Annotated in this window: 20 protein-coding genes; 8 read left to right on the top strand and 12 right to left on the bottom strand. The window is 45.7% G+C overall.

Translation table 11 applies throughout. The annotated features are described in order from the left end of the window. Positions 1-17: 17 nt before the first annotated feature. Together H6F73_RS24615 and H6F73_RS24610 are read left to right on the top strand one after the other, a co-directional pair. Positions 18-1,394, top strand: coding sequence for a 1-acyl-sn-glycerol-3-phosphate acyltransferase (locus H6F73_RS24615; RefSeq protein WP_190761400.1), 1,377 nt, complete (start codon positions 18-20; stop codon positions 1,392-1,394). A 97-nt stretch (positions 1,395-1,491) separates the two neighbouring features. Next, positions 1,492-1,710 carry a hypothetical protein gene (locus H6F73_RS24610; protein ID WP_190761399.1) on the top strand — a complete coding sequence of 73 codons (219 nt, stop codon included), beginning with the start codon at positions 1,492-1,494 and terminating at the stop codon, positions 1,708-1,710. 6 nt (positions 1,711-1,716) lie between these two features. On the opposite strand, the gene H6F73_RS24605 is transcribed toward H6F73_RS24610, so the two are convergent. Beyond that, positions 1,717-3,216: a DUF2079 domain-containing protein gene (locus H6F73_RS24605; RefSeq protein ID WP_190761398.1), complete on the bottom strand. Its 1,500-nt coding sequence runs from the start codon at positions 3,214-3,216 to the stop codon at positions 1,717-1,719. Positions 3,217-3,358: 142 nt separating this feature from the next. Between H6F73_RS24605 and dxr the strand changes: the two genes are divergently transcribed. From dxr to H6F73_RS24590, 3 genes are all read left to right on the top strand, one after another. Beyond that, entirely contained in the window at positions 3,359-4,555 is a 1,197-nt protein-coding gene (gene dxr, locus H6F73_RS24600) for a 1-deoxy-D-xylulose-5-phosphate reductoisomerase (protein ID WP_190761397.1), read from the top strand. A gap of 35 nt (positions 4,556-4,590) precedes the next feature. Then, a complete protein-coding gene (locus H6F73_RS24595) occupies positions 4,591-5,262 on the top strand; it encodes a Uma2 family endonuclease (protein ID WP_190761396.1) in 672 nt (223 codons plus the stop codon). Positions 5,263-5,774: 512 nt separating this feature from the next. Beyond that, positions 5,775-5,996 carry a hypothetical protein gene (locus tag H6F73_RS24590; RefSeq protein WP_190761395.1) on the top strand — a complete coding sequence of 74 codons (222 nt, stop codon included), beginning with the start codon at positions 5,775-5,777 and terminating at the stop codon, positions 5,994-5,996. Between the two features lie 12 nt (positions 5,997-6,008). On the opposite strand, the gene H6F73_RS24585 is transcribed toward H6F73_RS24590, so the two are convergent. Together H6F73_RS24585 and H6F73_RS24580 are read right to left on the bottom strand one after the other, a co-directional pair. After that, entirely contained in the window at positions 6,009-6,818 is an 810-nt protein-coding gene (locus H6F73_RS24585; RefSeq protein ID WP_190761394.1) for an ABC transporter ATP-binding protein, read from the bottom strand. A gap of 189 nt (positions 6,819-7,007) precedes the next feature. After that, on the bottom strand, positions 7,008-8,357 hold the full coding sequence (locus tag H6F73_RS24580; protein WP_190761393.1) for an FtsX-like permease family protein: 1,350 nt from the start codon (positions 8,355-8,357) through the stop codon (positions 7,008-7,010). Between the two features lie 975 nt (positions 8,358-9,332). Here H6F73_RS24580 and H6F73_RS24575 point away from each other — a divergent pair. After that, positions 9,333-10,673, top strand: a complete 1,341-nt coding sequence (locus H6F73_RS24575; protein ID WP_190761392.1) for a choice-of-anchor K domain-containing protein — start codon at positions 9,333-9,335, stop codon at positions 10,671-10,673. A 168-nt stretch (positions 10,674-10,841) separates the two neighbouring features. Then, positions 10,842-11,687 carry a transglutaminase family protein gene (locus H6F73_RS24570; RefSeq protein WP_190761391.1) on the top strand — a complete coding sequence of 282 codons (846 nt, stop codon included), beginning with the start codon at positions 10,842-10,844 and terminating at the stop codon, positions 11,685-11,687. A gap of 240 nt (positions 11,688-11,927) precedes the next feature. On the opposite strand, the gene H6F73_RS24565 is transcribed toward H6F73_RS24570, so the two are convergent. The 9 genes from H6F73_RS24565 to trmD form a co-directional block, all read right to left on the bottom strand. Beyond that, a complete protein-coding gene (locus H6F73_RS24565; protein WP_347239613.1) occupies positions 11,928-13,598 on the bottom strand; it encodes a glycosyltransferase family 39 protein in 1,671 nt (556 codons plus the stop codon). A gap of 195 nt (positions 13,599-13,793) precedes the next feature. After that, positions 13,794-15,590 (bottom strand): ABC transporter substrate-binding protein, encoded by a 1,797-nt coding sequence (locus H6F73_RS24560; RefSeq protein WP_190761390.1) that lies wholly within the window; start codon positions 15,588-15,590, stop codon positions 13,794-13,796. 29 nt (positions 15,591-15,619) lie between these two features. Then, a complete protein-coding gene (locus H6F73_RS24555) occupies positions 15,620-17,407 on the bottom strand; it encodes an ABC transporter substrate-binding protein (RefSeq protein ID WP_190761389.1) in 1,788 nt (595 codons plus the stop codon). A gap of 40 nt (positions 17,408-17,447) precedes the next feature. Further along, entirely contained in the window at positions 17,448-18,059 is a 612-nt protein-coding gene (locus tag H6F73_RS24550) for a PIN domain-containing protein (protein ID WP_190761388.1), read from the bottom strand. Further along, positions 18,059-18,547, bottom strand: a complete 489-nt coding sequence (locus tag H6F73_RS24545; RefSeq protein ID WP_190761387.1) for a hypothetical protein — start codon at positions 18,545-18,547, stop codon at positions 18,059-18,061. The genes H6F73_RS24550 and H6F73_RS24545 overlap by 1 nt, the downstream gene beginning before the upstream one ends. Before the next feature lie 88 nt (positions 18,548-18,635). Beyond that, entirely contained in the window at positions 18,636-19,118 is a 483-nt protein-coding gene (ispF, locus tag H6F73_RS24540; protein WP_190761386.1) for a 2-C-methyl-D-erythritol 2,4-cyclodiphosphate synthase, read from the bottom strand. A gap of 74 nt (positions 19,119-19,192) precedes the next feature. Then, positions 19,193-19,789 carry a DUF1517 domain-containing protein gene (locus H6F73_RS24535; protein ID WP_190761385.1) on the bottom strand — a complete coding sequence of 199 codons (597 nt, stop codon included), beginning with the start codon at positions 19,787-19,789 and terminating at the stop codon, positions 19,193-19,195. Positions 19,790-20,067: 278 nt separating this feature from the next. Beyond that, positions 20,068-21,330 carry a DUF1517 domain-containing protein gene (locus H6F73_RS24530; RefSeq protein ID WP_190761384.1) on the bottom strand — a complete coding sequence of 421 codons (1,263 nt, stop codon included), beginning with the start codon at positions 21,328-21,330 and terminating at the stop codon, positions 20,068-20,070. Positions 21,331-21,374: 44 nt separating this feature from the next. Further along, on the bottom strand, positions 21,375-22,082 hold the full coding sequence (gene trmD, locus H6F73_RS24525; RefSeq protein ID WP_190761383.1) for a tRNA (guanosine(37)-N1)-methyltransferase TrmD: 708 nt from the start codon (positions 22,080-22,082) through the stop codon (positions 21,375-21,377). A 305-nt stretch (positions 22,083-22,387) separates the two neighbouring features. Here trmD and H6F73_RS24520 point away from each other — a divergent pair, with 305 nt between their 5' ends. Continuing rightward, entirely contained in the window at positions 22,388-23,251 is an 864-nt protein-coding gene (locus H6F73_RS24520; protein WP_190761382.1) for a cyanophycinase, read from the top strand. Positions 23,252-23,502: the final 251 nt, after the last annotated feature.

Genomic DNA, 23,502 nt, shown 5'->3' with positions numbered 1-23,502 from the left:
GCCCCCTTCAAAACTTTATGCCAGATCAAATTATTCACGCTCAACCGGCTTTAGAATTTATCCCACCGGCACTTAACCCCCTAATTTTATGGGGCTGTCAAAAGCTGCTGCCGGCGTGGCTGCCGTTGCGGACAACCATTACGGATATTCAAGCTGATAATGTTGCGGAGTTAGTCGAACTTTTTCATCAATTTCAGGAAGGTAAAATTCGCTTTTTGTTGGCATTCCGTCACCCGAATACAGACGATCCTTACTGTCTAGGATACTTAGCTTGGCAGCTAGTGCCACAAGTTGCCAGAGAAAAGGGAATACGTCTAAAATATCCCACTCATTTTCATTTTATTTATGATCGAGGAATTCCTCTGTGGGCTGGGGAACAAATCGGCTGGTTATATTCCCAATTAGGTGGCACTCCTATCCAGCGAGGAAAAATAGATCGCCTGGGATTACGTTCGGCGCGTGAGTTATTTGTTGACGGTAAATTGCCAATTGCAGCCGCCCCAGAAGGCGCTACAAACGGTCATAATGAACTCGTCAGTCCTTTAGAACCTGGAATCGCTCAATTAGGCTTTTGGTGTGCGGAAGATTTATTAAAAGCTGGACGATCTGAACAAGTTTTAATAGTCCCCATCGGAATTCAATATAGTTATGTAGAAGAACCTTGGGATGCAGTGGATAAACTATTAAGTCAGTTAGAGACAGAATGCGGTTTGCCGGCTTTTGAAAGCAGTTCAGAATCTCTGGAAAACCCAAACTCTGAAATTCAAAGTTCTTTTTACCGCCGGCTGATTCGGATAGGGGGGCACTTATTGGCGATGATGGAGGAATTTTACAGCCAGTTTTATCATCGGAAATTACCCCAAACCAGCGGAAGTGAAGAATTATCTACTCGACTTTATGCCTTACTGGATGTCGCCTTGCAAGTTGCAGAAGAGTATTTTAATTTACCACCTAAAGGCAGTTTAATTGATCGATGCCGGCGATTAGAACAAGCCGGTTGGGATCGAATTTATCGAGAAGATATCAAGGACTTTGAAACATTATCTCTACTAGAACGTGGACTTGCAGATCGCATTGCCGAAGAAGCTAACTTGCGAATGTGGCACATGAGACTCGCGGAAAGTTTTGTGGCGGTAACAGGGCAATATGTTAAAGAAAAACCCACGGTTGAACGATTTGCTGAAACCGCTTTACTCTTGCGAGATGTGATGACTCGGATTCAGGGAGGCAATCCTTTTGGACGCCCGAAATTAGGTAAACAACGCGTGCAAATGACGGTGGGTGAACCGATTTCTGTTACCGATAGGTGGGATGCTTATAAAAGCAGCCGGCGATCTGCGGTTGCCGGTTTAACGAAAGACTTACAAACGGCTTTAGAAAGTATGATTTTTTAGTTTTTCAGGAAAAATCTCGCTGCCGATGGGCGAGATTTCGCTAAACTAGAGTTAAGCAAAAACGCACAATTTCTCGCAGTTTGGAGTTTCCCTCAAAATGCTAAAATTGAAAGTAGCTTCTTTAACAGTAACCAGTCTCCTTTTATTTCTATCTGCCGGCTGTTCTAACTCGTCACAACCTCAAAATACTCCGGCTTCACCAGCCGTAACAGAAACACCGGCACCTGGATTAACTCCCATTAATAGAGTAAAAGATAAAGTGAATGACGCACAGGAAAAAGATAACCAAAGACGAGAGGAGACGCAGAATCCTTAAAATTATTCAGTCGTCTTTTTGAATAAACAGGTAAACATCATCTTGCTGGTAATGAAGTTTAAATTCTGGCTTGTTTTTAAGTTGAGTGACTAAGCCGGCAGCAAATTCTGGCGAACTATTCCACCCCGGATCTCGCAAATTTAGCAAAATATATTTAAATTCAGCTAAATTTGCCGGTGGTGAAGTTGTATCGGTAAATTTTATAAATTGCCGATTGCTTAAATGCGGGGAAATTTCATGAGTTGTTAAAACGCTTTCTTCTGTTTTAATTTGAGCAATTGCCTGTCGTGTCGCTTTCCAAGTATCTAGGGAATCTAGATAGATAGATCCAAAATACCCGTATTTGGCTAAAGCGAGAAATGCTAAAAATGACCATAAAATAAGCGACAATAAACTTCCCTGTCGCATTGCGAGAAAAGAAACAGAAGGAAAATTTGAGAAAAAAGAATTCTTTTGTTGCCTTTCTAAGGCAGGATATTTTTCCTTTGCCGCAAGGTTAGAAATGACTGCCAGCAGCAGAAAAGGCAACACCGGCAGCGAATATTGCTGCACCAAATTTCGTTGCGTTGCCGCTTCTGATAAAATATTTAAAACGAGTGTGGGAACCGCACCCACTAACGGCGCAAGATGCTGCGGCGACAACCACCAAATCACTGGCAATACCAATAATGCCAAATATTCTAATGTTGTAAGGGAAAAGATTTTGCCCAAAATAAGTGCCGGTTGCAATAGCACATTCTTAAGGACTTCTGGCGCAGAATTCCCCAGATAACTGTAACGCGGTAAATGACGCGCTACAGATGCCGCATTGCTCCCAAAAAATGGAATAATAAACTGTGTGGCAATGAGAAACCAAGCGACACCGGCAGCAATGGCAATTGTTCCAAATAACCGCTTTTTCTCAAAAAAAATCAGCCAGAAACCCATCGCCACAATTGTCAGCGCCAAAACCGCTTTGCAACTTAAAACCAAGGCAATTGCTAAACAAAACCATCCGATTTGATTCTGTCTCGCTGCTAAAATTGCCCATAAAAGTGCCGGCAGTGCAATCACTTCTGGGTGAAAATCGAATAAATTGAGATTAAAAACCAGCGGATAAAGAAGATAAACCCCAGCCATTGCCAACGCCGGCTTCTCCTGCAACCCAGCTAACTTAGCAAGCTGCCATGCCGGCAGTGCACCCAACGCCAAGGCAACCGCTTGCACAGCCAGTAACCCGTGCACATCGGGATAAATTTTGTACAGCAAAGCCAGTGGGTACAGAATTAAAGCGGCATGATCGCCAAGAATGTGAAACCCGATAAACGAAGAAATTGCCGGCTTTCCCTGGCTAATCAGATAAACCGCTTGATCAAAAATTCCCAAATCAAACGCGCCAGATTGAAATAAAGCGTGTCGCAAACTGCTGCAAGCAAAAAAAATCACCGCAGCCGCGCCGGCAATCCAATACACTGCATTATATTTAATATTTGTCAAGATAAAGCTACGAATATTTTGACTCAACATAATTAATTAACTATGCCCAATGCCCCATGCCCAATGCCCCATGCCCCATCCCCCTCTTTTCCCAAAAGTGAAACGCCACGTCTCTATATCAGCGATCCCGTCCTTGTTTATAGTGGAATTGCCCTATAAATCTTAAACAATTGTGAAAGCGATTACTCTCCTCGGCTCCACCGGCTCTATTGGCACTCAGACCTTAGATATTGTCGCTCAATACCCCGATCAGTTTCGCATTGTCGGATTGGCAGCAGGACGCAATGTGGAAATGCTGGCGCAGCAGATCCGGCAGTTCAAACCGGCAATCGTCGCCATTTGTGACGAAGACAAATTAGCCGAACTGAAAGAAGCGATCGCAGATATCGATCCCCAACCGATCCTGCTAGCTGGGGAAGCCGGTGTCATAGAAGTCGCCCGATATGGAGATGCCGAAGCCGTTGTCACCGGCATTGTCGGTTGCGCCGGCTTGTTGCCTACGATTGCCGCCATCGAAGCCGGTAAAGATATTGCCTTAGCGAATAAAGAAACATTGATTGCCGGTGGGCCGGTTGTCAACCCCCTCGTCGAGAAACACCGCGTCAAACTGCTGCCGGCGGATTCTGAACATTCTGCCATTTTTCAGTGCCTCCAAGGCGTCCCTCCCGGAGGCTTGCGGCGAATTCTGCTAACCGCCTCTGGGGGTGCCTTCCGTGATTGGCCGGTGGAGAAACTGTCACAAGTCACCGTTGCCGATGCACTTAAACATCCTAACTGGTCAATGGGCCGCAAAATCACCGTTGATTCTGCCACTTTAATGAATAAAGGTTTAGAAGTCATTGAAGCGCATTATCTCTTCGGTTTAGATTACGACCGCATCGACATTGTGATTCACCCGCAAAGCATTATTCACTCCTTAATTGAGTTGCAAGATACCTCAGTTTTAGCTCAATTAGGTTGGCCTGATATGCGTTTACCCTTGCTTTATGCCTTATCTTGGCCAGAGCGAATTTATACCGATTGGGAACCCCTAAATTTAGTTAAAGCTGGGGATTTAACTTTCCGTGAACCGGATCATCAAAAGTATCCTTGTATGCAGCTTGCTTATAATGCCGGTCGTGCCGGTGGTTCCATGACGGCTGTTTTAAATGCCGCAAATGAGCAGGCTGTCGCCCTATTTTTAGATGAAAAAGTTCAATTCTTAGACATTCCCCGATTAATTGAATCTGCCTGCGATAAACATCAAGCCGATAACTCTCAAACTCCTTCTTTGGATGATATCCTGGCAGCCGATCAATGGGCGCGGCAAGAAGTTCTCGCGGCGAGTGAAAAGCTAGATGGGCGGGAACGTCTAATTTCCCTGCGATAAAATGAAGTAATCCCCATTTTCCAGGTAAAAATTGAATGAAAGCTGAAACGAAGCCGGCAGTGTTTGAACTGAAGCAGCTAATTGTCCCTCCCGGCAATAGAGTGGAATTGAAAAACATTTCTTGGGAGATGTTTGAAAACATCCTTACCTCTCTGGGTGAGGGTTACGCGGCTCGACTTGCCTATGATAATGGAACCTTAGAAATCAAAATGCCACTACCAGGACATGAGGATGACAAAGAAATTATTAGTGATTTAGTGAAAGCACTCTTGGAACAACTTGAAATTCAATATAGAACGCTCGGTTCTACCACTTTCAAAAATCAAAACATGGCTAAGGGGATAGAACCCGATCAGTGTTTCTATATTCACAATGAACCTGCCATCAGAGGCAAACGTGAGATTGATTTAAACACAGAACCTCCACCAGATTTGGCACTTGAAATTGATATTACCAGTGATTCGCGCGTCCGATTTAACAGCTACGAGGGTTTGGGCGTACCTGAATTGTGGAGATACGATGGGCAACTGCTGCAAATATTCCTCATTCAGGAGGGAAAATATGTTGAGTCTAACACCAGCCAAAATTTCCCAACAATCCCCATCATTGAGGTAATTCCGCAATATGTTAAGCAAAGCCAAACCGCAGGGAGAATCGCAACTTTCAAAACTTTTCGAGCTTGGGTAAGGGAGCAATTACAGCAGTGAGCCGGCTCCAAAATTAAAGATATAATAGAGATGGATATTTCAATCAGTTGTAAAATCTGGTTCCCAAAAATTTGGTTTCGGCATTTTAAGGAAAAACCCAGGCATTAAAAGACAATTTGCCCTAAAAAGTTGCTTTAAATAAGCAGAAACAAGCAACTCCTAGAGCGAGTTATAAGCCGGCTCACTTCTAAATTTAGGCCAAGCTAAAAAAGACAATTAAGCAAGCTAACCAGTTGCCGGCGCAAGAACCCCTGCCGGCGACTAAGGTGTGATTAAGAAGCAAATGAAAGTAACAAGCTTGAAAACTCTTACAATCTGACTTTGCTTAAACTTGCCGGCTTAGTAGCGCAATCAAGCCGGCGTAGGCAAATCGCCATCACAAGGTGCATCCCCATGCGTGCAAAAATGATTAATTTCCGGACTTCCCGTAGAATCCGTTCTTTCTACTGAAGCCCCTTTAAAGTGCCCAACCCAGTTTTTACAGTTGTTTCAATAGGGATGCTACCACGCTTATGTCACTCAACCTAATCACTCTACTCGCTGCCTTAATTGTGTCTTGGCTGGTTTTTACCGCGTTAATCAACTTGCTCAAGACCACCCTTAAAACCGCAGTTTCAATTGCAGCCATTGTTCTTGTCTTGCAACTGGCTTTCGGCATTGGCCCTCAACAGCTTTGGCAGCAGCTGATCGAACTCCCGCAAACAGTTTTGCAGCAAGTCATCGGCAAGAAATGAGATCCAGAAAACTTAAAGCTTCCTGGTATCAGCAACCTCAGCTAGCCCTAACCCCTCTGCCCTAGACCCTTTTAATATTCCATCTTCCACATAAAGGACTCGGTCAGCAATATCCATAATCCGGGGATCGTGCGTCACCATTAGCACGGTGCAGCCACCTTCTTTGGCCAACTGACTCAGTAGTTCAATGACTGCGTGCCCGTTTTGCGAGTCTAGGGCAGCAGTGGGTTCATCCGCCATAATCAGTTGAGGACTGCCGGCTAGTGCCCGTGCGATCGCCACTCGCTGTTTTTGCCCACCCGACAGTTCACGAGGCAGCAGTTTCGCTTTGTCGCTCAACCCCACCTGTTCTAGCAGTATTTGAGCTTGATTTCTCCGATTTCGGCCCCCAACGCCTTTCACTTTCAGGGCCACTTCCACATTCTCTGCTGCCGTTAAGGCTGGAAATAAGTTAAATCCCTGAAAAATAAAACCAATATTGTGCAAGCGGAAGTGAGCTAGCTCAGCACGAGACATACTGGTAATCTCTTCTCCCAGAAGGTAAACTCTGCCGGCACTGGGCGTCAGCAGCCCAGCTAAAATTGACAGCAAAGTTGTCTTGCCCGAACCAGAGGGACCCATCAACAGTTGAACATCGCCCCGCTGGATATCTAAGTTGATTCCTTTGAGGGCTTTAAACTGCTGCCGTCCAGATTGGAAGACCATCTCTAATCTCTTAGCAACGATGGCTTCTGTTTTGGTATTGACCGAGCCTAAAGTAGCAGCTGGCACCTGAGTTTTTATGTTAGCCGACTTAGTAAGGTGAATTTGAGAAACAGTCATATATTAAAGTGTTGAGGAGACTGGCTCAGCTAGCAAGAGAGAAAGAGAAAAATTTAAGAAGAGGTTTGGCGGTTCATATTAACTCCAAAATCATCAGAGATAAATCCGGAGTCTAACCCCATCAAATACTGGTATTTAACAGCATTGAGACCGCTACAACTATCAAGACGCCAGCCACAATTTTAAGTGTCATGCCTTGAATACAATAGCGGGATCGACACGAGTGACTTTTTGAATTGCAAACAGCGCTGAACTGACGCACATCAACACGGTGATCCCAAAGACAATGCCGGCGCTTGTCGGTGTAATTAAAATCATGATTCCCTGAGTTGCTAACGTCCAATTGCCCAAACCCCAGCAGACCAGCATACCAGGGACATAGCCTAAAACTGCCATCCATAATGCTTGCTCCACAATAATGCCGTAAATTACCCAATCCGATGCACCCATCGCTTTGAGCGTGCCAAATTCTTTAATATGGTCGGATGCTGAGGCGTAGAGGATCTGACCAACAATGACGGTGCCTACAAGGATACCGACTGCCGCCCCTAATCCTAAGATGAAGCCAATTCCAGTTCGCTGCAACCAGTAATTTCGAGTATGCTGTGCCATTTCCGCTCGCGTATAGGCTCGTGCGTTTGGCAAAGCGGCTTCGAGATCCCGTTTGAGTGCCTGCAGATCGTAGCCGGCTTTGGCTTTTACCAACACATAAGTGATCTGATCTTTGGCGGTTAATTTTCTGGGTGCTGCCGGCTTTCCCTTGTCAGCGGCAGCGGTTTCCAACTTCTGCCTAAATTCCTTGGTGGCCGCTAATTCTTTAAGCTTTTCTGGGGGTAAACCGGCTAGCTGTTCGGCGAGTGCTGGATCGATTTGACCGCTGGCGGCTAATGCTCGGATTTGATCTGGAGTGAGATTTTCTGGCGTAGCAGCAAGGGTTGCTGAGGGGGGAGTGGAATTGACATAGACGTTAGCGTTTTCCAGTGAGGTGTACATAAAAGCACTGGAGACGATGGATTGAGTGCCGGCTGTCCAACCCACCAACCGAGCTGGAAAGGCTCCGACTTCAACCTCATCACCCACCCATTGCACGTTCAGGGATTTTAAGGTGCTTTTGTCCACCATGACGGTGTAAGGTTCTTTGAGGAAACTCAGGCTTCCCCGTTCAATTGGTTGTGGTGCAAATAATTGCCCTTGTGGGTTAAATCCGATGACTCTCACCAGAGAAATCGTCCCCAAGGGATCGCGCCAGATCGAGGCTTTCACCTGAAGCGCTTCTGCTCGCTCGACACCGGCTATTTTTTGCGTTTGGGCGACTTGCTCGTAAAAGAGGGGTAGGGTGAGTTCAAAGTTCACCATGTATTTTGAAGCTACCCAAATATCGGCGTTGGATTGATCAATGACAAGGGCAGTAGAGCGGGTAAATCCATTGAGAATGCCGGTTTGGATGGTAACTAAACTCACCGCAAACATAATCCCAGCTTGGGCAACGAGGAAGCGAGGAATGTCTTCAAATAAGTTTTTACGCGCAATTGAAGCCATGCTGGGTTTTGCTCTATCAATAAGGCAAGATGCGATCTGTCAGGCTGTTCCTTTTTAAGGCCAAAGCCGGCGCAGTTGTGTTATTCAGGATTAATCAATCTGCTGGCTGCTAATCGTTTTATTCTGAGTGCCTAGCTTAAGCTCAGGATTGCTTTCTAGCTTACTCTGGGTCAGAATTTTGTGACTTCATCTATTTGAATCACCCAATCAGGTGATTTTAGATGCTTGCAGATGTAAACGCCGAGCCGGCTGCGTTTCTCAGAAAATGACGATTTTAATCAGTAAAGCAGCCTGAGCGTTACTTTGCTATTTTTAATACATTATAACTATTTGTAAACTTTGCTAGGAATTCTCCCGTTTTCTGCACCCGCTAAGGTTTCAGGGGCGACGGCTGATCGTTGTGTGTTAATAGCTGTACCCTCTGCGCCGGCAAGCTTTTAAGAGCGCGGCTACGTTGCGGCGAAGAGTGAGTGCTATTGATTTGATAGCTTAGTTGGCCGGCTGTGTCCAGGGGGTGGCACCTATCATGCGGATGTGCTTGTCTGAATTGTTTATTTTTGGTTGATTTTTTCACCGTAGATAAACGCAGATGCTGGCGCAGTCTGTCGTTAATAATAGATAGATAAGCGCAGATAGCATTAAGAGTTTAATTGGCTTGAGTTTGGGATGTTAATTTTTTTTGAAGTTTTATTTTTATTGTTTAAATGAGGATTATTTGCGCTTTATTTTTAATAACTTTACTGACTTTGTTAAAAAAATAAGATTTCAAAAGTTAAAAAAATAAATTATTACATAAATACACAATTAAATTTAAGCCTTAAACAAAATTTAAACTCTCCTGCATTTAGCTCTAAAATTTTGCAACTATTATGCCCTCAGCATAGATTTGGCAGATGGATTCCAGTAAACTAGAGTACATCACGACGGAGTTGAGAATTTCTTAAGTCGTTGTTTTTTTTCAGGGAGAGTTCAACTATGGCAACCACCTTTACAGGAAATTCGTTCGGTCAGTTTGGAGAGCCATCTGAGCCAAACTCTTGGGCGGTAATTTCGCTAACCAATCAAAATACTGGCACGAACAACCGGCTGACTTGGGGAATACCGGCACAGGACAGTTTCAACAGCTACGTCCAATATGACGGCACAAACTTTAACGCTGAACCAAATAGCCTCTTCAGCCTTGGACAACTAACTTACGCGAATGGAAGCTTTCAATCCGGCGGCTTTAATGGAGATTTCCCCCTCAATGTTTCTCTGGCCTTAAACTCTCCGATAACTGGCCAAACCAACTTTGACTTTTCATTTAACATCTTCAACACGCCGAACACCACTGGCGATCCAGTTGAGGATGGGGATCGGCTGCGGTTTTCCACTGGGGGTCTGAGCCGTCAATCATTCACCTTTGACGGGAAACAATACACGCTCGAATTGTTTGGTTTTTCAGCGGATGGTGGCAACCAATTCACGAGCCAATTTAACTCACCCGAAGAAACCGTTGCCACAGCCTCACTGTACGGCAGAATCTCGCCGGTTGTCACCTCTACAATTATTCAAGATTATGACCTCCTGTTTACATTTAGGAGTGTCACAACTGTGATTGCAATTGGCTATATCAATGCCAATTATTATGATTTGTCTGATGCCGGCGAAACCATTGAAATTTCTAATTTATTAGATGCCGGTCAATATCAAGGAGGCGTGCGGGGTTTAGCCGGCAACGACCGAGTTTTCGGCACCTTTGAAAATGATGTCGTCAACGGCGGCAGCGGTGCAGACTTTCTTGTTGGATACGGCGGCGTTGACTACTTGGTGGGTGACGACGATAGCGATCAGGTTTTCGGCGGCCAAAGCAATGATATTCTCAACGGAAATATGGCCGATGACTGGGTCTCAGGGGATGAGGGTGAAGACTATGTGCGCGGTGGCAAAGGCAATGATATAGTCACTGGCGGACAAGGCAATGATTTCCTGTTTGGCGATTTTGGCTCAGATAGCCTAACCGGCGATGAAGGTGCAGACTGTTATGTTCTCAGGCGGGATGTGGCAGTTGGGAAATTTGACATCAGTTCAGTCTCTCGCATTACTGACTTCACTCTGGTTGAAGGTGATCGCATCGGGTTGACGGAAGGCTTGACAGTAGCGGACTTGAGCTTTGAGGATATCGATATTGACTCAGATGGAGTCAGCGATACCACCATTAAACTCGCGGCAAGCGGTGAATTTTTGGGCGTAGCAATGAGTGTGACATCCGTCAGTCTTCAAAGTTCTTTCTTCTCGGTTACGTCAGACGATCCAGGGTTAAGCCTCCTTTCCTAAAACGACCGGCTTTTGATCCCACCGGCATCAACAAGTTCATTCCCCTGCCGGTGGGTTTATCGCTAAATATCCGTGTTTGTTAACTTATCCAGCCAAGGCCGGCAAAAATTTGTCAGAATAAGAGATCCTAGAGATGAGCTGCAATCATTTCTGCAATCCAGTGCAACTATGAAACTTCGCCTTGGCTGTCAATTAAACTATCAAATTGCCCAATTCAGCACCTTCGTGTTTAATATCAGAGTGGGCGACAGCGACCATCAAAAAGTTTGTCAGGAAACCCTAAAGATAGAACCCCAACAAGATTTTGACGAGTTGCTTTCTCCCGTTTCTGAAAATCGATACTTCCGACTCAACGCACCGGCAGGCAAGTTACAAGTCTCGTATCAAGCAACCGTTGAAGTTTCTCAATTTTGTGCCAATCCCGATGAGATTCTAGAAGTTCCGCCGGCTGATTTACCTCTAGAAGTCGTACCTTTTCTTTTTCCTAGCCGCTACTGCCAGTCAGATAAATTGATGCAATTGGCGCAGAGTGAATTTGGAGAACTCTTACCGGGGTATTCCAGAGTTACAGCAATTTGCAATTGGATTTATGACAAAGTTGCCTATTTATCTGGCAGTACCGACTCCCAAACCTCAGCTTATGATACTGCAACAGAACGAGCCGGTGTTTGTCGGGATTTTGCCCATTTAGGCATTGCTTTTTGTCGGGCTTTAAATATTCCAGCACGCTTTGTTGGAGGATACGCGTATGGCTTAAATCCACCGGATTTTCACGCTTATTTTGAAGCGTATTTAGGGGATCGCTGGTATTTGTTTGACGCCACCCGGTTAGTTCCGCTTAATGGAACCGTCCGCATTGGTACAGGAAGAGATGCAGCCGATGTTTCTTTTGCAACGATTTTCGGGCCGGTGCAGATGAACCAAATGCAGCTTTTTATAGAGCCGGTATTAGACGAAAACACTTCAGTGCAAGACGTACTCACGCCAACAACGGAGGCAATTTCAACCTCATGAATTATCTAAAATCTCTTGCCGGCAGCAGATAAATTATCTGTGTTCAATTGCGGAATCTGTGGTTTTCATATCAAATTCCCTTTCTAGAATATCTGGCCGGCAGCAGATAAATCATTTGTGTTTATCTGTGGATGCAGGTGGAACTGGAATGACGAGTGCAGCACATTCAAGTTTCACCTGCTGAATCTGTGGTTTTAATCCCAAATTGTATTCAAAGAAATCTGATGAATTAGGCACTCTTTATCTGTCTTTTTTCGGATGTTCTCTCGTTACCAAAGTCCAATCGCCCGTGCTTCCCACCAACGACATTTCCCCTAAATCGAGCTGTTTGAGAGCGTCTCGATTTAGCAGTAAATACGGTTGAGAATCATTCTGCCAGTGCCGGCTCAGTTCTTCAAGTTCAGCAGGAATAACTTTGCGATCACTATAAAAATCAAGAGAAGGCCGGCTGTAGGGATGAGAGGTGTAAATATCCTGACCCTTTGGGGTATCCTCCGCAATAATTTGGGCAACCGGCTTAACCGGATAATCTTCCCCTAATTCCCAAACCCAGTGATTAGAAGCCGTGAACAGTGTGAGGGAAACATAAGTGCCCCAAAATAAAATTAAAATAAATTGCGGGTTTTGCCGGTAAGTGAGAACAGCCACAACACTCATGGTTAAACCAAAACACCCCAAGGTGAGCTGTAAATCGGGTGCCGGCACAGGGGCAAACCAACCAAAATAAAGGCAGCCGGCCCAACCTATAACAGCCAGCAGTGCAAAAATAACCACCCATCGCCGGGAATACACCACAGATGAGTCGGGCGCAAAGGGTGTTGCCTCCTGTCTTGAAAGTCGATAGTTGTCGCTGCGCCGGTGCCAAATTTCAGCCAACTGAGCACCGCCGGCAAGCGCCAAGGCTGGATAAACCGGCAACACATACCAGGGAAGTTTCGTGTTCATCAGCGAAATGGCTAGCAGATAAACACCACTCCAAACCAGCACTAACTTAGCCCAGCCCATATTGCGATTTTCCCAGGCTAAGCGCAACCCCTGCGGCCAAAACAGCACCCACGGCCAGCTATATTTCAAAATTTCTAGGAGATAGTACCAAGGCGGGCCGGTGTTCCCCTCGACCTGGGCTGAAATCCGATTGAAGGATTGGTTGATCAGATGGGCGGTGATGAATTGTTGGTCATAGTGCTGCCACTGCGCGACATACCAAGCAATTGCCGGACTCAGGCCCAACAGCAGGCCAATCCACATATACCCAGACTTGAGGAGTCGTGGGGTATCCCAGGCGATAAAAATCGCGGCAATTGCGCCTAGTAATAACCCCAAAATGCCTTTGGTCAAACAAATCAGTCCCAAACCAATGCCGGCACCCAATGCCCAGCGTAAATCTCGCCGCGTTCGCAGCAAACACCACACCATCAGTAAGAAAAAACACAAGACCGGCCCATCTAGCATTGCCAACCGTCCGTGGCGTACCACCGGCAACAGCGTTAGGTAACTCAGCGCCGCAAATAGCGCCGGCGTCCTACGGGGAAAAACTTCACGACCGATCCAGTAAAGCAGGGGCACACTCATCGCACATAGCATTGCCGGTGGCCAGCGAGTAGTCCATTCACTGACACCTCCGAATTTATAGGCAATCGCAATGAGCAAATGAACCAGGGGAGGTTTATTGAAATACGGTTCGCCGGCTAAAGTTGGGTAAAGCCAATTTAAATCCCCGCGCCAAATATCACGGGCGACTTGAGCGACAATTCCTTCATCCCAATCTCGCAGTGGCAACTCACCCAGGTTCATCCCATAAAGAAGAACCGCTGCTAAAAACAGCCCCAAAACCCAAAGCTGTTCAAGCCGGCGGTCAGTGCGGCGATCTCGACCGTGTGACTCATCCAAAGTAAAAATTTCCCGGTACACGCTCCTGCCCCCCTGCTCTCCTGCTTCCCTCTCCTGTGTTCTCCCAATCTTCGCTCAACAAACGGCAATTGGGTAGGAATCTGCTAGACAATTTGCCGGCAATTAAGCAGAAAACGCTAAAACACTGCTTCAGGCATATTGTTACTCATGGCTTGTTATTACTTGCTTGTGAAAAGCACAAATTACACTAAATTATTAATTTTTCTCTTTAATTTTTAGTCTAGCTATATTCCAAAATGCCCCTCCCAGTGAGGTATACTTAACGCCTTCCACCCGATCTCGAATTGCTGCCATTGATAAGGGATTAACGAGATAAATCATGGGTAAATATTCTTGAGTCAGCTTTTGAGTTTCGGCATAAATTGCTTTACGTTTAGTTTCATCTAACTCTTGAGCCGCTTTAATATAAAGATCGCCAATTTTTTGCTCCCAAGCTGCTACTTCATGCCCTTCAATTGCCGGTTTTGCGGATAATGGTTTTTGATTGAAGCTGTGTAAACCCCCATCAGGCAACCAGACATTTGCACCATTATGCGGCTCTGTGCCGCCGGTGAATCCTAAGAGATAACATTCCCAATCTAGCGTGTCAGAAAGCTTGTCTACGAGCGTACTGAAGGCGATGGGGTTTAAATCTACTTGAATGCCTATTTTGCTTAAGTTTTGCTTAATTTGCGCTCCCATTGCCACACGAGTTTGATTGTCAGCATTCGTCATCAGTGTGAAGCGAACTCGGTTGCCGGCTTCATCAAGGAGTTGTCCTTGTGGATTATATTTAAATCCCGCACTGAGCAGCAACTTTCTCGATTTTTCTGGATTGTAATCGTAAACTTTTAACCCTTCTTTTGGAGAAATATAGTAAGGACTTTGCACGGAAATCGGGGAGTTTTGCAATTCTCCTAAACCGCGCAAGGAGTTGTTGATCATTGATTGCCGGTCGATGGCATGGGCAATTGCCTGTCTAAATGCTACGGTATTAAACCAGCGAGATTTGACAGGATCAACGAATGGGCGTCCGTTGCGCCGGCCTTTATTTAAGTTAAAGGAAATAAAGTTTGTCCCAGGTCTAGGGCCGGCTATATGGATTTTAAAATTTCCCCGTTTTTCTTCTCGTTTCAGTAGCGGAAAATCTTCAGGACGCATTCGACCCCAGCCATCTGTTGTATCTAAATCTTGAGAGCGAAATTGCAATAATTGCGTATCCATGCTATCTGTAATTTGCCAGATTACACGCTCGATATAAGGCAATTGATTTCCCTGAGCATCGCGCTGCCAGTAATAAGGATTGCGCCGAAATATTACTCGCTCACTTGTCGTATAACTTTCGATTAAGTAAGGGCCATTAACAATAATTTCAGTGGGATTCGTGCCGGCACCCCAGGTTGAGAGAAATTTAGGCGTTCCCGTTGAAGTTTTAGTATTTACAGCGGTTTCCAGGGCGTGTTTTGGCAAAATGATAATGCCATCTGGTGGCCCTGTTGTTGTTCGCAGAAAGGGCGCGAAAGGCTCTGGTAAAATAAATTCAATCCGCCTAGCATCTAGCTTTCGGAGTTTGGGAAAAGCACCACTATTTCCGATTTTGAGGCTATCTCTGGCATCTGTGGGAATTGCTGGATTAAAAACTATTTTTTCGTAGGTGAAAACTACATCATCCGCAGTTAATGGTGTGCCGTCAGACCACTTCAAATTTTCTCTAAGGGTAAAAATAACGTGTTGTTTATCTTTAGAGATTTCCCAGGATTCTGCAAGTGCCGGCTCAACTTTGCCAGTCAGGCTATTTTCTTTGGTTAAACCCTCACTTGTGAACAGAAAAACATTCGGAAATTCTTGATTTAGTGCCCAGTTGAAAGTTTTGGGATCGCTGAGGATGGCGCTGACTAATTGGGAACCTTTGGCTGCCGGTGTTGTGAGGGAGGTTGATTGGCAGCCGGTTAAGAGCAGGCAATTAAAAAATAAAAAGGCAAAAGTAACGAAAAGAATTTTTGCCTTTTGCATGAGTCTTTGTTTCCTTATTAACGGGGCTGCTATTCTATGATTTTGAGTTCGGTAAGATTCCAAAGGGCACCGCCAAGTGCTGAGAATTTTATTCCTTGCAGGCGATTACGAATTGCCGCTATTGTTAGGGGATTTACTAGGTAAATAAACGGCAAGTTTTCTTGAGTAATGCGCTGGGTTTCCGCATAAATCTCTTTGCGCTTTGCTTCATCAAGCTCACCGGCACCCTTAATATAAAGCTGTTCTATTTCTCGCTCCCAGTCTGAAACTGTCCAACCAGTTATTGGTGGCTGACTTTCTTGCGGGCCGAGGTTAAACGCGTGCAAACCGCCCTTGGTTAACCAAGTATTTGCACCTCCATTTGGCTCGACACCGCCACCCCCTATTTTGCCAATGTAACTCTCCCATTGTCGCCGATCAATCTGTTCTAAAAGGGTATTGAAAGCGATGGCAGTAAAATTTACTTCGATACCAATTTGACTGAGGTCTTGCTTGATTTGAGAGCCAATTGCTTCCCGCAGTTTATTACCGGCATTCGTCAGCATTGTAAAGCGTACTTGGTTGCCTTGGGAATCGAGCAGTTGCCCTTGAGCGTTGTATTTAAAGCCGGCTCCTAAAAGTAATTCTTTGGCCCGCTTTATATTATAGTCGTAGACTTTCAACCCGGCTTCTGGAGACAGATAATATGCGCTTTGTTTGTAAATCGGTGAATTTTGTGGTTCTCCAACCCCCCGGTAAACGTTGTTAATCATTTTCTGCCGGTCGATCGCATGAGCGATTGCTTGTCGAAATGCTTTGGTGTTGAACCAGCGAGACTTAATTGGGTCTACCAGAGGCTTATTATTCGCATCTTTTGCTTGATTTAGATTGAATACCAAGAAGGTGGTACTCATTTCTGGCCCGCCTATATAAACGGTAAAGTTTCCCCGTTTTTCTTCTTGCTTCAGCAGCGAAAAATAGTCAGGTGAAACTCCGAATACATCCAAACCTCCAGAGCGAAACTGCAGCAATTGAGTATCAGTAGATTCTACAATTTTCCACACATACCGCTCGATATAAGGCTTGGGATTTCCCTGCTTATCTTGCTCCCAATAATAGGGATTGCGACGCAATACTATCTGCTGACTAGGAATATAGCTTTCAAGCGTATAAGGGCCGTTTCCAATTATTTTTTTGGGATCGGTGTCTGTATTCCAAGTTGATAAAAATTTAGGTTTGCCGGCACTGTCTTTTGTCGTGACAGACTCCCGCAAAGCATGAGCCGGTAAAATTGCCAATCCGCCAGTATAGCGAAGAAAAGGAGCGAAGGGTTCTGGGACTGTAAATTCAACCCGACGATCATCAATCTTCCGCACTTTTGGCAATAACCCATTCTTGCCTATTCTGAGAATATCTCTAATATCGGTTGGGATTTCCTCATTAAAAAAGATATCTTGATAAGTAAAAATAACATCATCTGTGGTTAGAGGCGCTCCATCAGACCATTTAAGTCCTTCTCGCAGCGTAAAAACAATTCGCTGCTTATCTGGGGCAATTACCCAAGATTCTGCTAAAGCCGGCTCAAGTTCGCCGGTAATCCCGTTTTGGCTAAGCAGTCCCTCATAAACCAACCCCAGAACATCCGGTGCTCCTTGGCTGAGAATATAGTTAAAAGAATTCGGGTCGCTCAGGCTAGCGTCTACAAGATAAGGCACTTGAGCGGCTTCAGTTTTGAAGTTACTAGGGTTGCAGCCTCCCAGCGTTACTGCTGTGATTAAGGCGAGCAAAACGGCTAACCACCGGCGTCCAGTTGCCAGAACAATTTTAGAAAATTTCATAATCGTTTCTTCTGTCGTAACTTTTAATTTTACAACTAACTCACAAAATTTGCCCGGAGTTTAGCCAACCGATAAAATCTTGGCTGCGAAAGAAATATTTTTCGATGCCGGCGTCGCGCAACGTTTCTTGAAGTTTTCTCACTCCAAATTCTTTAGAGTTCCCGCTCAAAAATACTTTGGCTTCAGTTGCATTTGAGCGGGCGTGGTTCAAAATACAGTGTAAAATCAAGTTATCTGTCGGGTTTTCTAAAATTAAAACATTCTTCAAGTTATCTTGAAGTATTGCTGCATTTAAGCTAATCATTTCTGCTTTTGTCGCCACATTTTCTAAGGCTTGAAAAAGACGCACCTGAACATCATTAAGTAGCCCCTTATTCTCAGTTAGTGATTCCTCTAAATGAAAAAGCAGAGACTTGGCGGAAGGTGAGGTTAAATCTCGTTTTAACTGACTGATTTGGTTTTCCAGTTCTCCTGTAAAACGGTTACGGCGTTTTTGCTCATCCTCTAAAACAGAGAGGGCTTCCATGCAGCAAATGCTAGGTATTGCTATTTGTACGGATGCGGGGGGGTTTAATAGCAAGTTGTCTGCTTCGGGGTCACGTCCTGTCGCAATGCTCATCAAGAAGTTCGTTTCAACATACAGGATCGGCATTAATCCTCAACACGCCCCCTCAGAACTACATCAGTTTTTGTGGTGCCATCTTTGAGTCGTAGCAATAAACCAATTGCTGCCATTTCTTCTGAGGCTGGAGGTGTTTCCGTTTTCCAGTGATAGGCTAAGTCGCGCAGCCACGCTTCAACCAACCTCGTTAGATATTGATAAAATATCCGTTTTTTGTCGAATTCTGGCTCATAATGGCGCAGGATATCACTTGTTTTTAAGGAGCAAATTGGCTCCGACAACTTGACACCGTTCCATTCAAAAATTTCAATGGTTTCTAAATTAACAAGCATGGCGAAGGGAATTAAAACTTTCGAGCTTTCTAAGTTGTAAATTAGCTGCTCAATTCTTCTGTGTTTTGCTTCTGTTGGTTGAACTGCAATTAACAGAATGATGTTGCCTTTAACGTCTTCCGCAACACTGTCAGCTACAACAACTGGTTGCTCGTCAAGCTCAAGTTCAAAATTTGCTGCTTCCATTGCTTTAATTCCCCTCGGTGGTTGAGAGTCTTTTTCCGATTTCCTTTTAATCTCTATGCTAGCTGCTTTTTATGCCAGATATTGAAGGTTAATCAGCAGCGACTAGCAAGACAACCGCATGAGCAGCAATTCCTTCTTCTCTTCCCACCGGCCCTAATTTTTCATTGGTGGTTGCTTTGATGCCAATTTGGTCAGGCTTGATGCTTAAAACCTCCGCCAGACGATCTCGCATTGCCGGTATATGAGGTTTCAATTTAGGACGTTCCGCCACAATTACTGAGTCAATATTTCCGATTCGCCAGCCTTTTTCTTGAATGAGCTGATCAACCTGCGCCAACAACATCAAACTATCAGCACCGGCCCACTTTTCATCTGTTGGTGGAAAGTAATGACCGATATCCCCCAAACTTAAAGCGCCCAGCATCGCGTCCATAATAGCATGAGTTAATACATCTGCATCACTATGTCCTAACAAGCCTAATTCATGGGAAATCTTGACACCTCCCAAAATTAAAGCGCGATCAGCGACAAGCCGGTGGATATCGTAGCCATTGCCAATTCTGATATTCATTTAGTTTTGTTCTTTGTCTTTGTCCTTTTTAGTTTCTCACTAACAACTGTCTATTGACAACAAATATTTGACAGCTATTCAGCAATTTGCATCATATCAGCATACTGAAGCGCCATTTGCTGTTGAGTGAGCTTGTCTGTTTCTGCTTGGGGACTCCACAGCAGCTCAAAAACCATTAAATAGTCGGTTCGCATTGATAGCAGTTGCTCTAAAGCTTCTTTTACTGCTTCAGTCGATTTAATTTCTCCAAATAGGGGTTGATCGTCGGCAGTTCCAATTAGCAGGGTTACGACTATATAAGCTGCCGATTCTTCATCTTGAGCAGCGGAGTCGGGTTGTCGCTGCGTGATTTCACCATCTACATTACTGAGCGTTTCTGTACTGAATTTACTCCGCTCGTTAAGGGAAACGCGCTCAAAAACTGTTTCAGCTTCTTGCCGGCTTGCAACGGTTTGGGAATTCGTTAATACATGAGTCCAGTATTCTGAGTTTGTGAGCAGCAGTTGGCTTGTATTTTGCAAAATTCCCCACAATCCTTCGGGTGTTTCGGTATCCGCGCTGAGGCTAAGTTTAGATAGTTCAGCCGGCACTGAGGAGGCTTGAGCGCTTAGAGCTATTTGCAGCTTGGTAACTGTGACGATATCGTTGTCTCTTTCGTTATTTTGAGTCATGGTAATTTGGATTTTTGGATATTTTATGTTGACAGGATGATTTTTTAACCGCAGATAAACGCAGATGATAGCGCAGCGTGCCGTTAGGCATATACAGATAAGATTGATGGTAGAGTGGTTCCTATTTTTTAACTTTTTAATAGTTCAATAAAAACTTGACCTTTAATATATTTTATGCTTGTTTAGGTTGAATTAGAAAGTTCTCTGAGTTGCGATTCAGCACAATGGTTGGTGAGCAGGGGCATGAATTTTGTTGTTACCCCCGCTTTTTTCTGGCATTAAGCAATTTGAATCATGTCAGAGTATTCGGTCAGTAGCTGATCGTAGGAAAGGGTATCTGTTTCTTTTTGCGGACTCCAAAGTAATTCAAAAATGAGTAGATAGTCGGGTGAGATGGAGGCAACTCGCTGTAGGGTTTGTTGCAATTCTTCCGCTGAGTGAATGCTGTCAAACAGTGGGTTATCGTTTTCTGTTCCTACCAAAAATGTGACGACGATATAAGTAGCCAAATCATCACCGGTATCGGCTCTTGCTCGATCTCCATAGCGGATGTTGCCTCCGACATTACTGAGCGTTTCTGCACTAAATTTGCTGCGCTCCTCAATAGATAATTGCTCAAAAAGTTGAGCGGCTTCTTCTCGACTTTTAACGGTTTGTGAACTCGCTCGGACATGAGTCCAGTATTCTGGCGAACGCAGCAATGCTAAGGCTGATTCTTGCAATAATTGTGTTAATCCTTCTGAGCTATCTAAATCTGCACTCAGGGAGAGATCGGACAGATGGGATTGAATGTGACGCGCTTCAGCTAGCAGGGCGACTTGCAATTTGCTAACCGTAACAATGTCATTGGTGAGTTCGTTTTGGTTGGGTTTCTTTCTGCCGGCAAAAATGTACCAAGCAAGAAATACTAAACTCCCGCATACCAAGAGAAATAGCAAAAAGCTCCAAAATGAGCCGCTAGAAGAGGTTGAGCGGTTTGAAGAAGAATAGCCAGAACCCTGATAATTTGCATTGGGTTGGGAGACAGAGGGATCAGCCGGCGGATAGTATGGGGCTTGACCAGGATTGGAATAATAAGGTACTGGCCCCACCGGCACCGGCACCGGCACAATCACCGTCCCACCTCCACGCGGGTAGTAGGGATCGGCTTGCCGAGGGTAATAATTGGGGGGATAATTTGTCGTCCCTGTGGAACGTGGGGGATTGTAAGGGACGGGTGCCGGTGCGGGGGTTTGGAACGATCCACCCCGGACGCGTCCCCCAGTGTTGCTAGAACCACTAGAATTCGCAGGTGCCGGTGCTGGAAAACTGGGAGAGGAGTCACGAGGGGCACTGCTGCCACTAGGCCGGCTGGGAGAGGAGGGACGCGAAGGACTAAAGGAACCCCCTCGCGATCGCCCGCCACTGCTTCCTCTTCTCGCATAGGCAGCAGAATTGAACTCGACCCACTTCCCGACCTCGCCTTTGCTGGGATTAACGTTGACTTCATTAATCAGCAGAAATGACAAAAGTGCCATCCAAATAAATTGGAATTTTTTCATGGCTAAAACACCGGCTACCTACTCTACCGTCATAGCCGGTTTTACTAGCTATCGTCTTCCTCTTTATGGGTGGTTTCAAAATCTTTTAACAAATCAGGCCGGCGCTGGCGGGTGCGTTGAATTTGTTGTTCTTTGCGCCATTGAGCGATCGCTGCATGATTTCCTGACAGCAAAACATCAGGAACTTTCAAATCCCGGAAAACAGGCGGTCGCGTGTAGTGGGGATAATCTAAAAGGCCGGCTTCAAAACTTTCAGCGGTTAGGGATTCAGCTTTGCCGACGGTTCCCGGTAGCAACCGCACCACACCATTAATCAGCGCGAGTGCCGGAATTTCGCCGCCGGTGAGGACGAAATCGCCCAAAGAAACCTCGCGGGTAACTAAATGCATCACTCGCTCATCAAAGCCTTCATAATGGCCACAGAGCAAAACCAACTGGTCGTAACCGGCTGCTAGTTCGCGAAACAATCCTTGATCCATTCGCTCACCCTGCGGGGTCAGCAAAATGACCTCGCGCCTGGGTTCTGCCGGCAGCGACTCCACCGCTGCAAAAATCGGTTCGGGTTTGAGTACCATCCCCACACCGCCGCCGTAGGGTTCATCATCCACGCGCCGGTGCTTGTCGGTGGTAAAGTCGCGGGGGTTCACCAAGCCGACAGAGGCAATGTTGCCGGCTAAAGCTTTTCCCAGCAGTCCCGATTGCAAGGCTGAGGTGAAAAAATCTGGAAATAAAGTGACTACATCAAATCTCACGAGTTTTAGCGATCGCACAACTACCACAAGAAAATACAATAGAAAGCACTCCCAACGTCATTTATGCCAGATCACAGCCGGTGGCAAAATCTGAAGTGCAAAAACAATCTTCTACTGGCTGCCGGAGATTGGTGAAAAACAGCGTGCCAATGACGTGGGAAGATTGTGAGACAATTGAATCCCAGCCTGTAATTGATTCTGTTAGCCAGAAAGCCTACACTGGGCAGTAAAACTTTATAAGAAGCAACATCTGCTGAGTGGGCTACAACTTTTACAGTGTCCCCCTCACGCCCAGAAGCAAGGCTATGCTGCAGTTACAAGATAAATCTCTGGAACCGAGAATGCCCCAACCAACCAAAACGACCATCATGGTGATTGGCGGAGCGGAAGACAAAGTGCATGGACGCGAGATCCTGCACACGTTTTTCGCTCGCGCTGGAGGGCCGGCAGCACAGATTGCGATTATTCCGTGCGCTTCGCGAGAGCCAGCAGCCATTGGCGAGCGGTATACGACCATTTTTCAAGAAATGGGTGCCAAGGCGATTCAAGTGCTTGACATCCGGGAACGGTCCCAGGGAGAAGACCCTGCTTGGCAAGACTACCTTGAAGGCTGTACCGGCGTGTTTATGACCGGCGGCGACCAATTGCGGCTTTGTGCACTCCTGGCGGATACACCGTTGATGGAAAAAATCCGGCTGCAAGTGCAACTGGGTCAGATTACTTTAGCCGGCACCAGTGCCGGTGCGGCGGTAATGGGACACCACATGATTGCCGGTGGCGGCAGTGGCGAGTCTCCAAATCGTTCACTGGTGGATATGGCCACCGGCCTGGGAATTATCCCAGATGTCATCGTGGATCAGCACTTCCAAAACCGAAATCGCATGGCACGACTGCTGAGCGCGGTTGCCGCCCACCCCGATAGAATGGGCATCGGCATTGATGAGGACACCTGCGCCATGTTTGAAGGTGATGGTGTGATTCAAGTGCTGGGCAAAGGCACAGTGACGATTATTGATCCCACGGAAATGTCCTACACAAATCAGCCGTTTGTGGCAGCGACAGATCCCCTGAGCATTTGCAACCTGCGCCTACACCTCCTTTGCCACGGTGATCGCTTCGACCGGCACAAGCGATGCTTCATTCATCCGGAACGAAGAGTTTCTAGTTGAGCGCTTAAGGCGATGTGCCTAAGCAAATACAGCCTCAGCAAATAAAGATCATGAGAGTGAGTAGAAGCAAATTTCTACTTCTCTCTTCATTTTCTTCTTCTTTTTCTGCCACAGCCCCAACTTCCTTCGCAGCAGGCTTCCGCCACCCACTCCCCACTCTCCCACTCCCCCACTCAGGACTCAGGACTCAGGACTCAGCACTCATAACTCAGCACTCCCTAAATTAAAGTCCAGTTTAAAACCCCTAACTC

The organism is Microcoleus sp. FACHB-68, from assembly GCF_014695715.1.
Taxonomy (GTDB): domain Bacteria; phylum Cyanobacteriota; class Cyanobacteriia; order Cyanobacteriales; family Oscillatoriaceae; genus FACHB-68.
This window is presented reverse-complemented; position numbering and strand designations above follow the sequence as displayed.

Coding starts and splice junctions, on each gene's coding strand:
- H6F73_RS24560 (WP_190761390.1), bottom strand. CDS start 15,590: ATGCAAAAGGCAAAAATTCTTTTCGTTACTTTTGCCTTTTTATTTTTT.
- H6F73_RS24595 (WP_190761396.1), top strand. CDS start 4,591: ATGAAAGCTGAAACGAAGCCGGCAGTGTTTGAACTGAAGCAGCTAATT.
- H6F73_RS24555 (WP_190761389.1), bottom strand. CDS start 17,407: ATGAAATTTTCTAAAATTGTTCTGGCAACTGGACGCCGGTGGTTAGCC.
- H6F73_RS24535 (WP_190761385.1), bottom strand. CDS start 19,789: ATGACTCAAAATAACGAAAGAGACAACGATATCGTCACAGTTACCAAG.
- H6F73_RS24580 (WP_190761393.1), bottom strand. CDS start 8,357: ATGGCTTCAATTGCGCGTAAAAACTTATTTGAAGACATTCCTCGCTTC.
- H6F73_RS24520 (WP_190761382.1), top strand. CDS start 22,388: ATGCTGCAGTTACAAGATAAATCTCTGGAACCGAGAATGCCCCAACCA.
- H6F73_RS24610 (WP_190761399.1), top strand. CDS start 1,492: ATGCTAAAATTGAAAGTAGCTTCTTTAACAGTAACCAGTCTCCTTTTA.
- H6F73_RS24575 (WP_190761392.1), top strand. CDS start 9,333: ATGGCAACCACCTTTACAGGAAATTCGTTCGGTCAGTTTGGAGAGCCA.
- H6F73_RS24615 (WP_190761400.1), top strand. CDS start 18: ATGCCAGATCAAATTATTCACGCTCAACCGGCTTTAGAATTTATCCCA.
- H6F73_RS24585 (WP_190761394.1), bottom strand. CDS start 6,818: ATGACTGTTTCTCAAATTCACCTTACTAAGTCGGCTAACATAAAAACT.
- H6F73_RS24550 (WP_190761388.1), bottom strand. CDS start 18,059: ATGCCGATCCTGTATGTTGAAACGAACTTCTTGATGAGCATTGCGACA.
- H6F73_RS24545 (WP_190761387.1), bottom strand. CDS start 18,547: ATGGAAGCAGCAAATTTTGAACTTGAGCTTGACGAGCAACCAGTTGTT.
- H6F73_RS24590 (WP_190761395.1), top strand. CDS start 5,775: ATGTCACTCAACCTAATCACTCTACTCGCTGCCTTAATTGTGTCTTGG.
- H6F73_RS24570 (WP_190761391.1), top strand. CDS start 10,842: ATGAAACTTCGCCTTGGCTGTCAATTAAACTATCAAATTGCCCAATTC.
- H6F73_RS24530 (WP_190761384.1), bottom strand. CDS start 21,330: ATGAAAAAATTCCAATTTATTTGGATGGCACTTTTGTCATTTCTGCTG.
- H6F73_RS24605 (WP_190761398.1), bottom strand. CDS start 3,216: ATGTTGAGTCAAAATATTCGTAGCTTTATCTTGACAAATATTAAATAT.
- ispF (WP_190761386.1), bottom strand. CDS start 19,118: ATGAATATCAGAATTGGCAATGGCTACGATATCCACCGGCTTGTCGCT.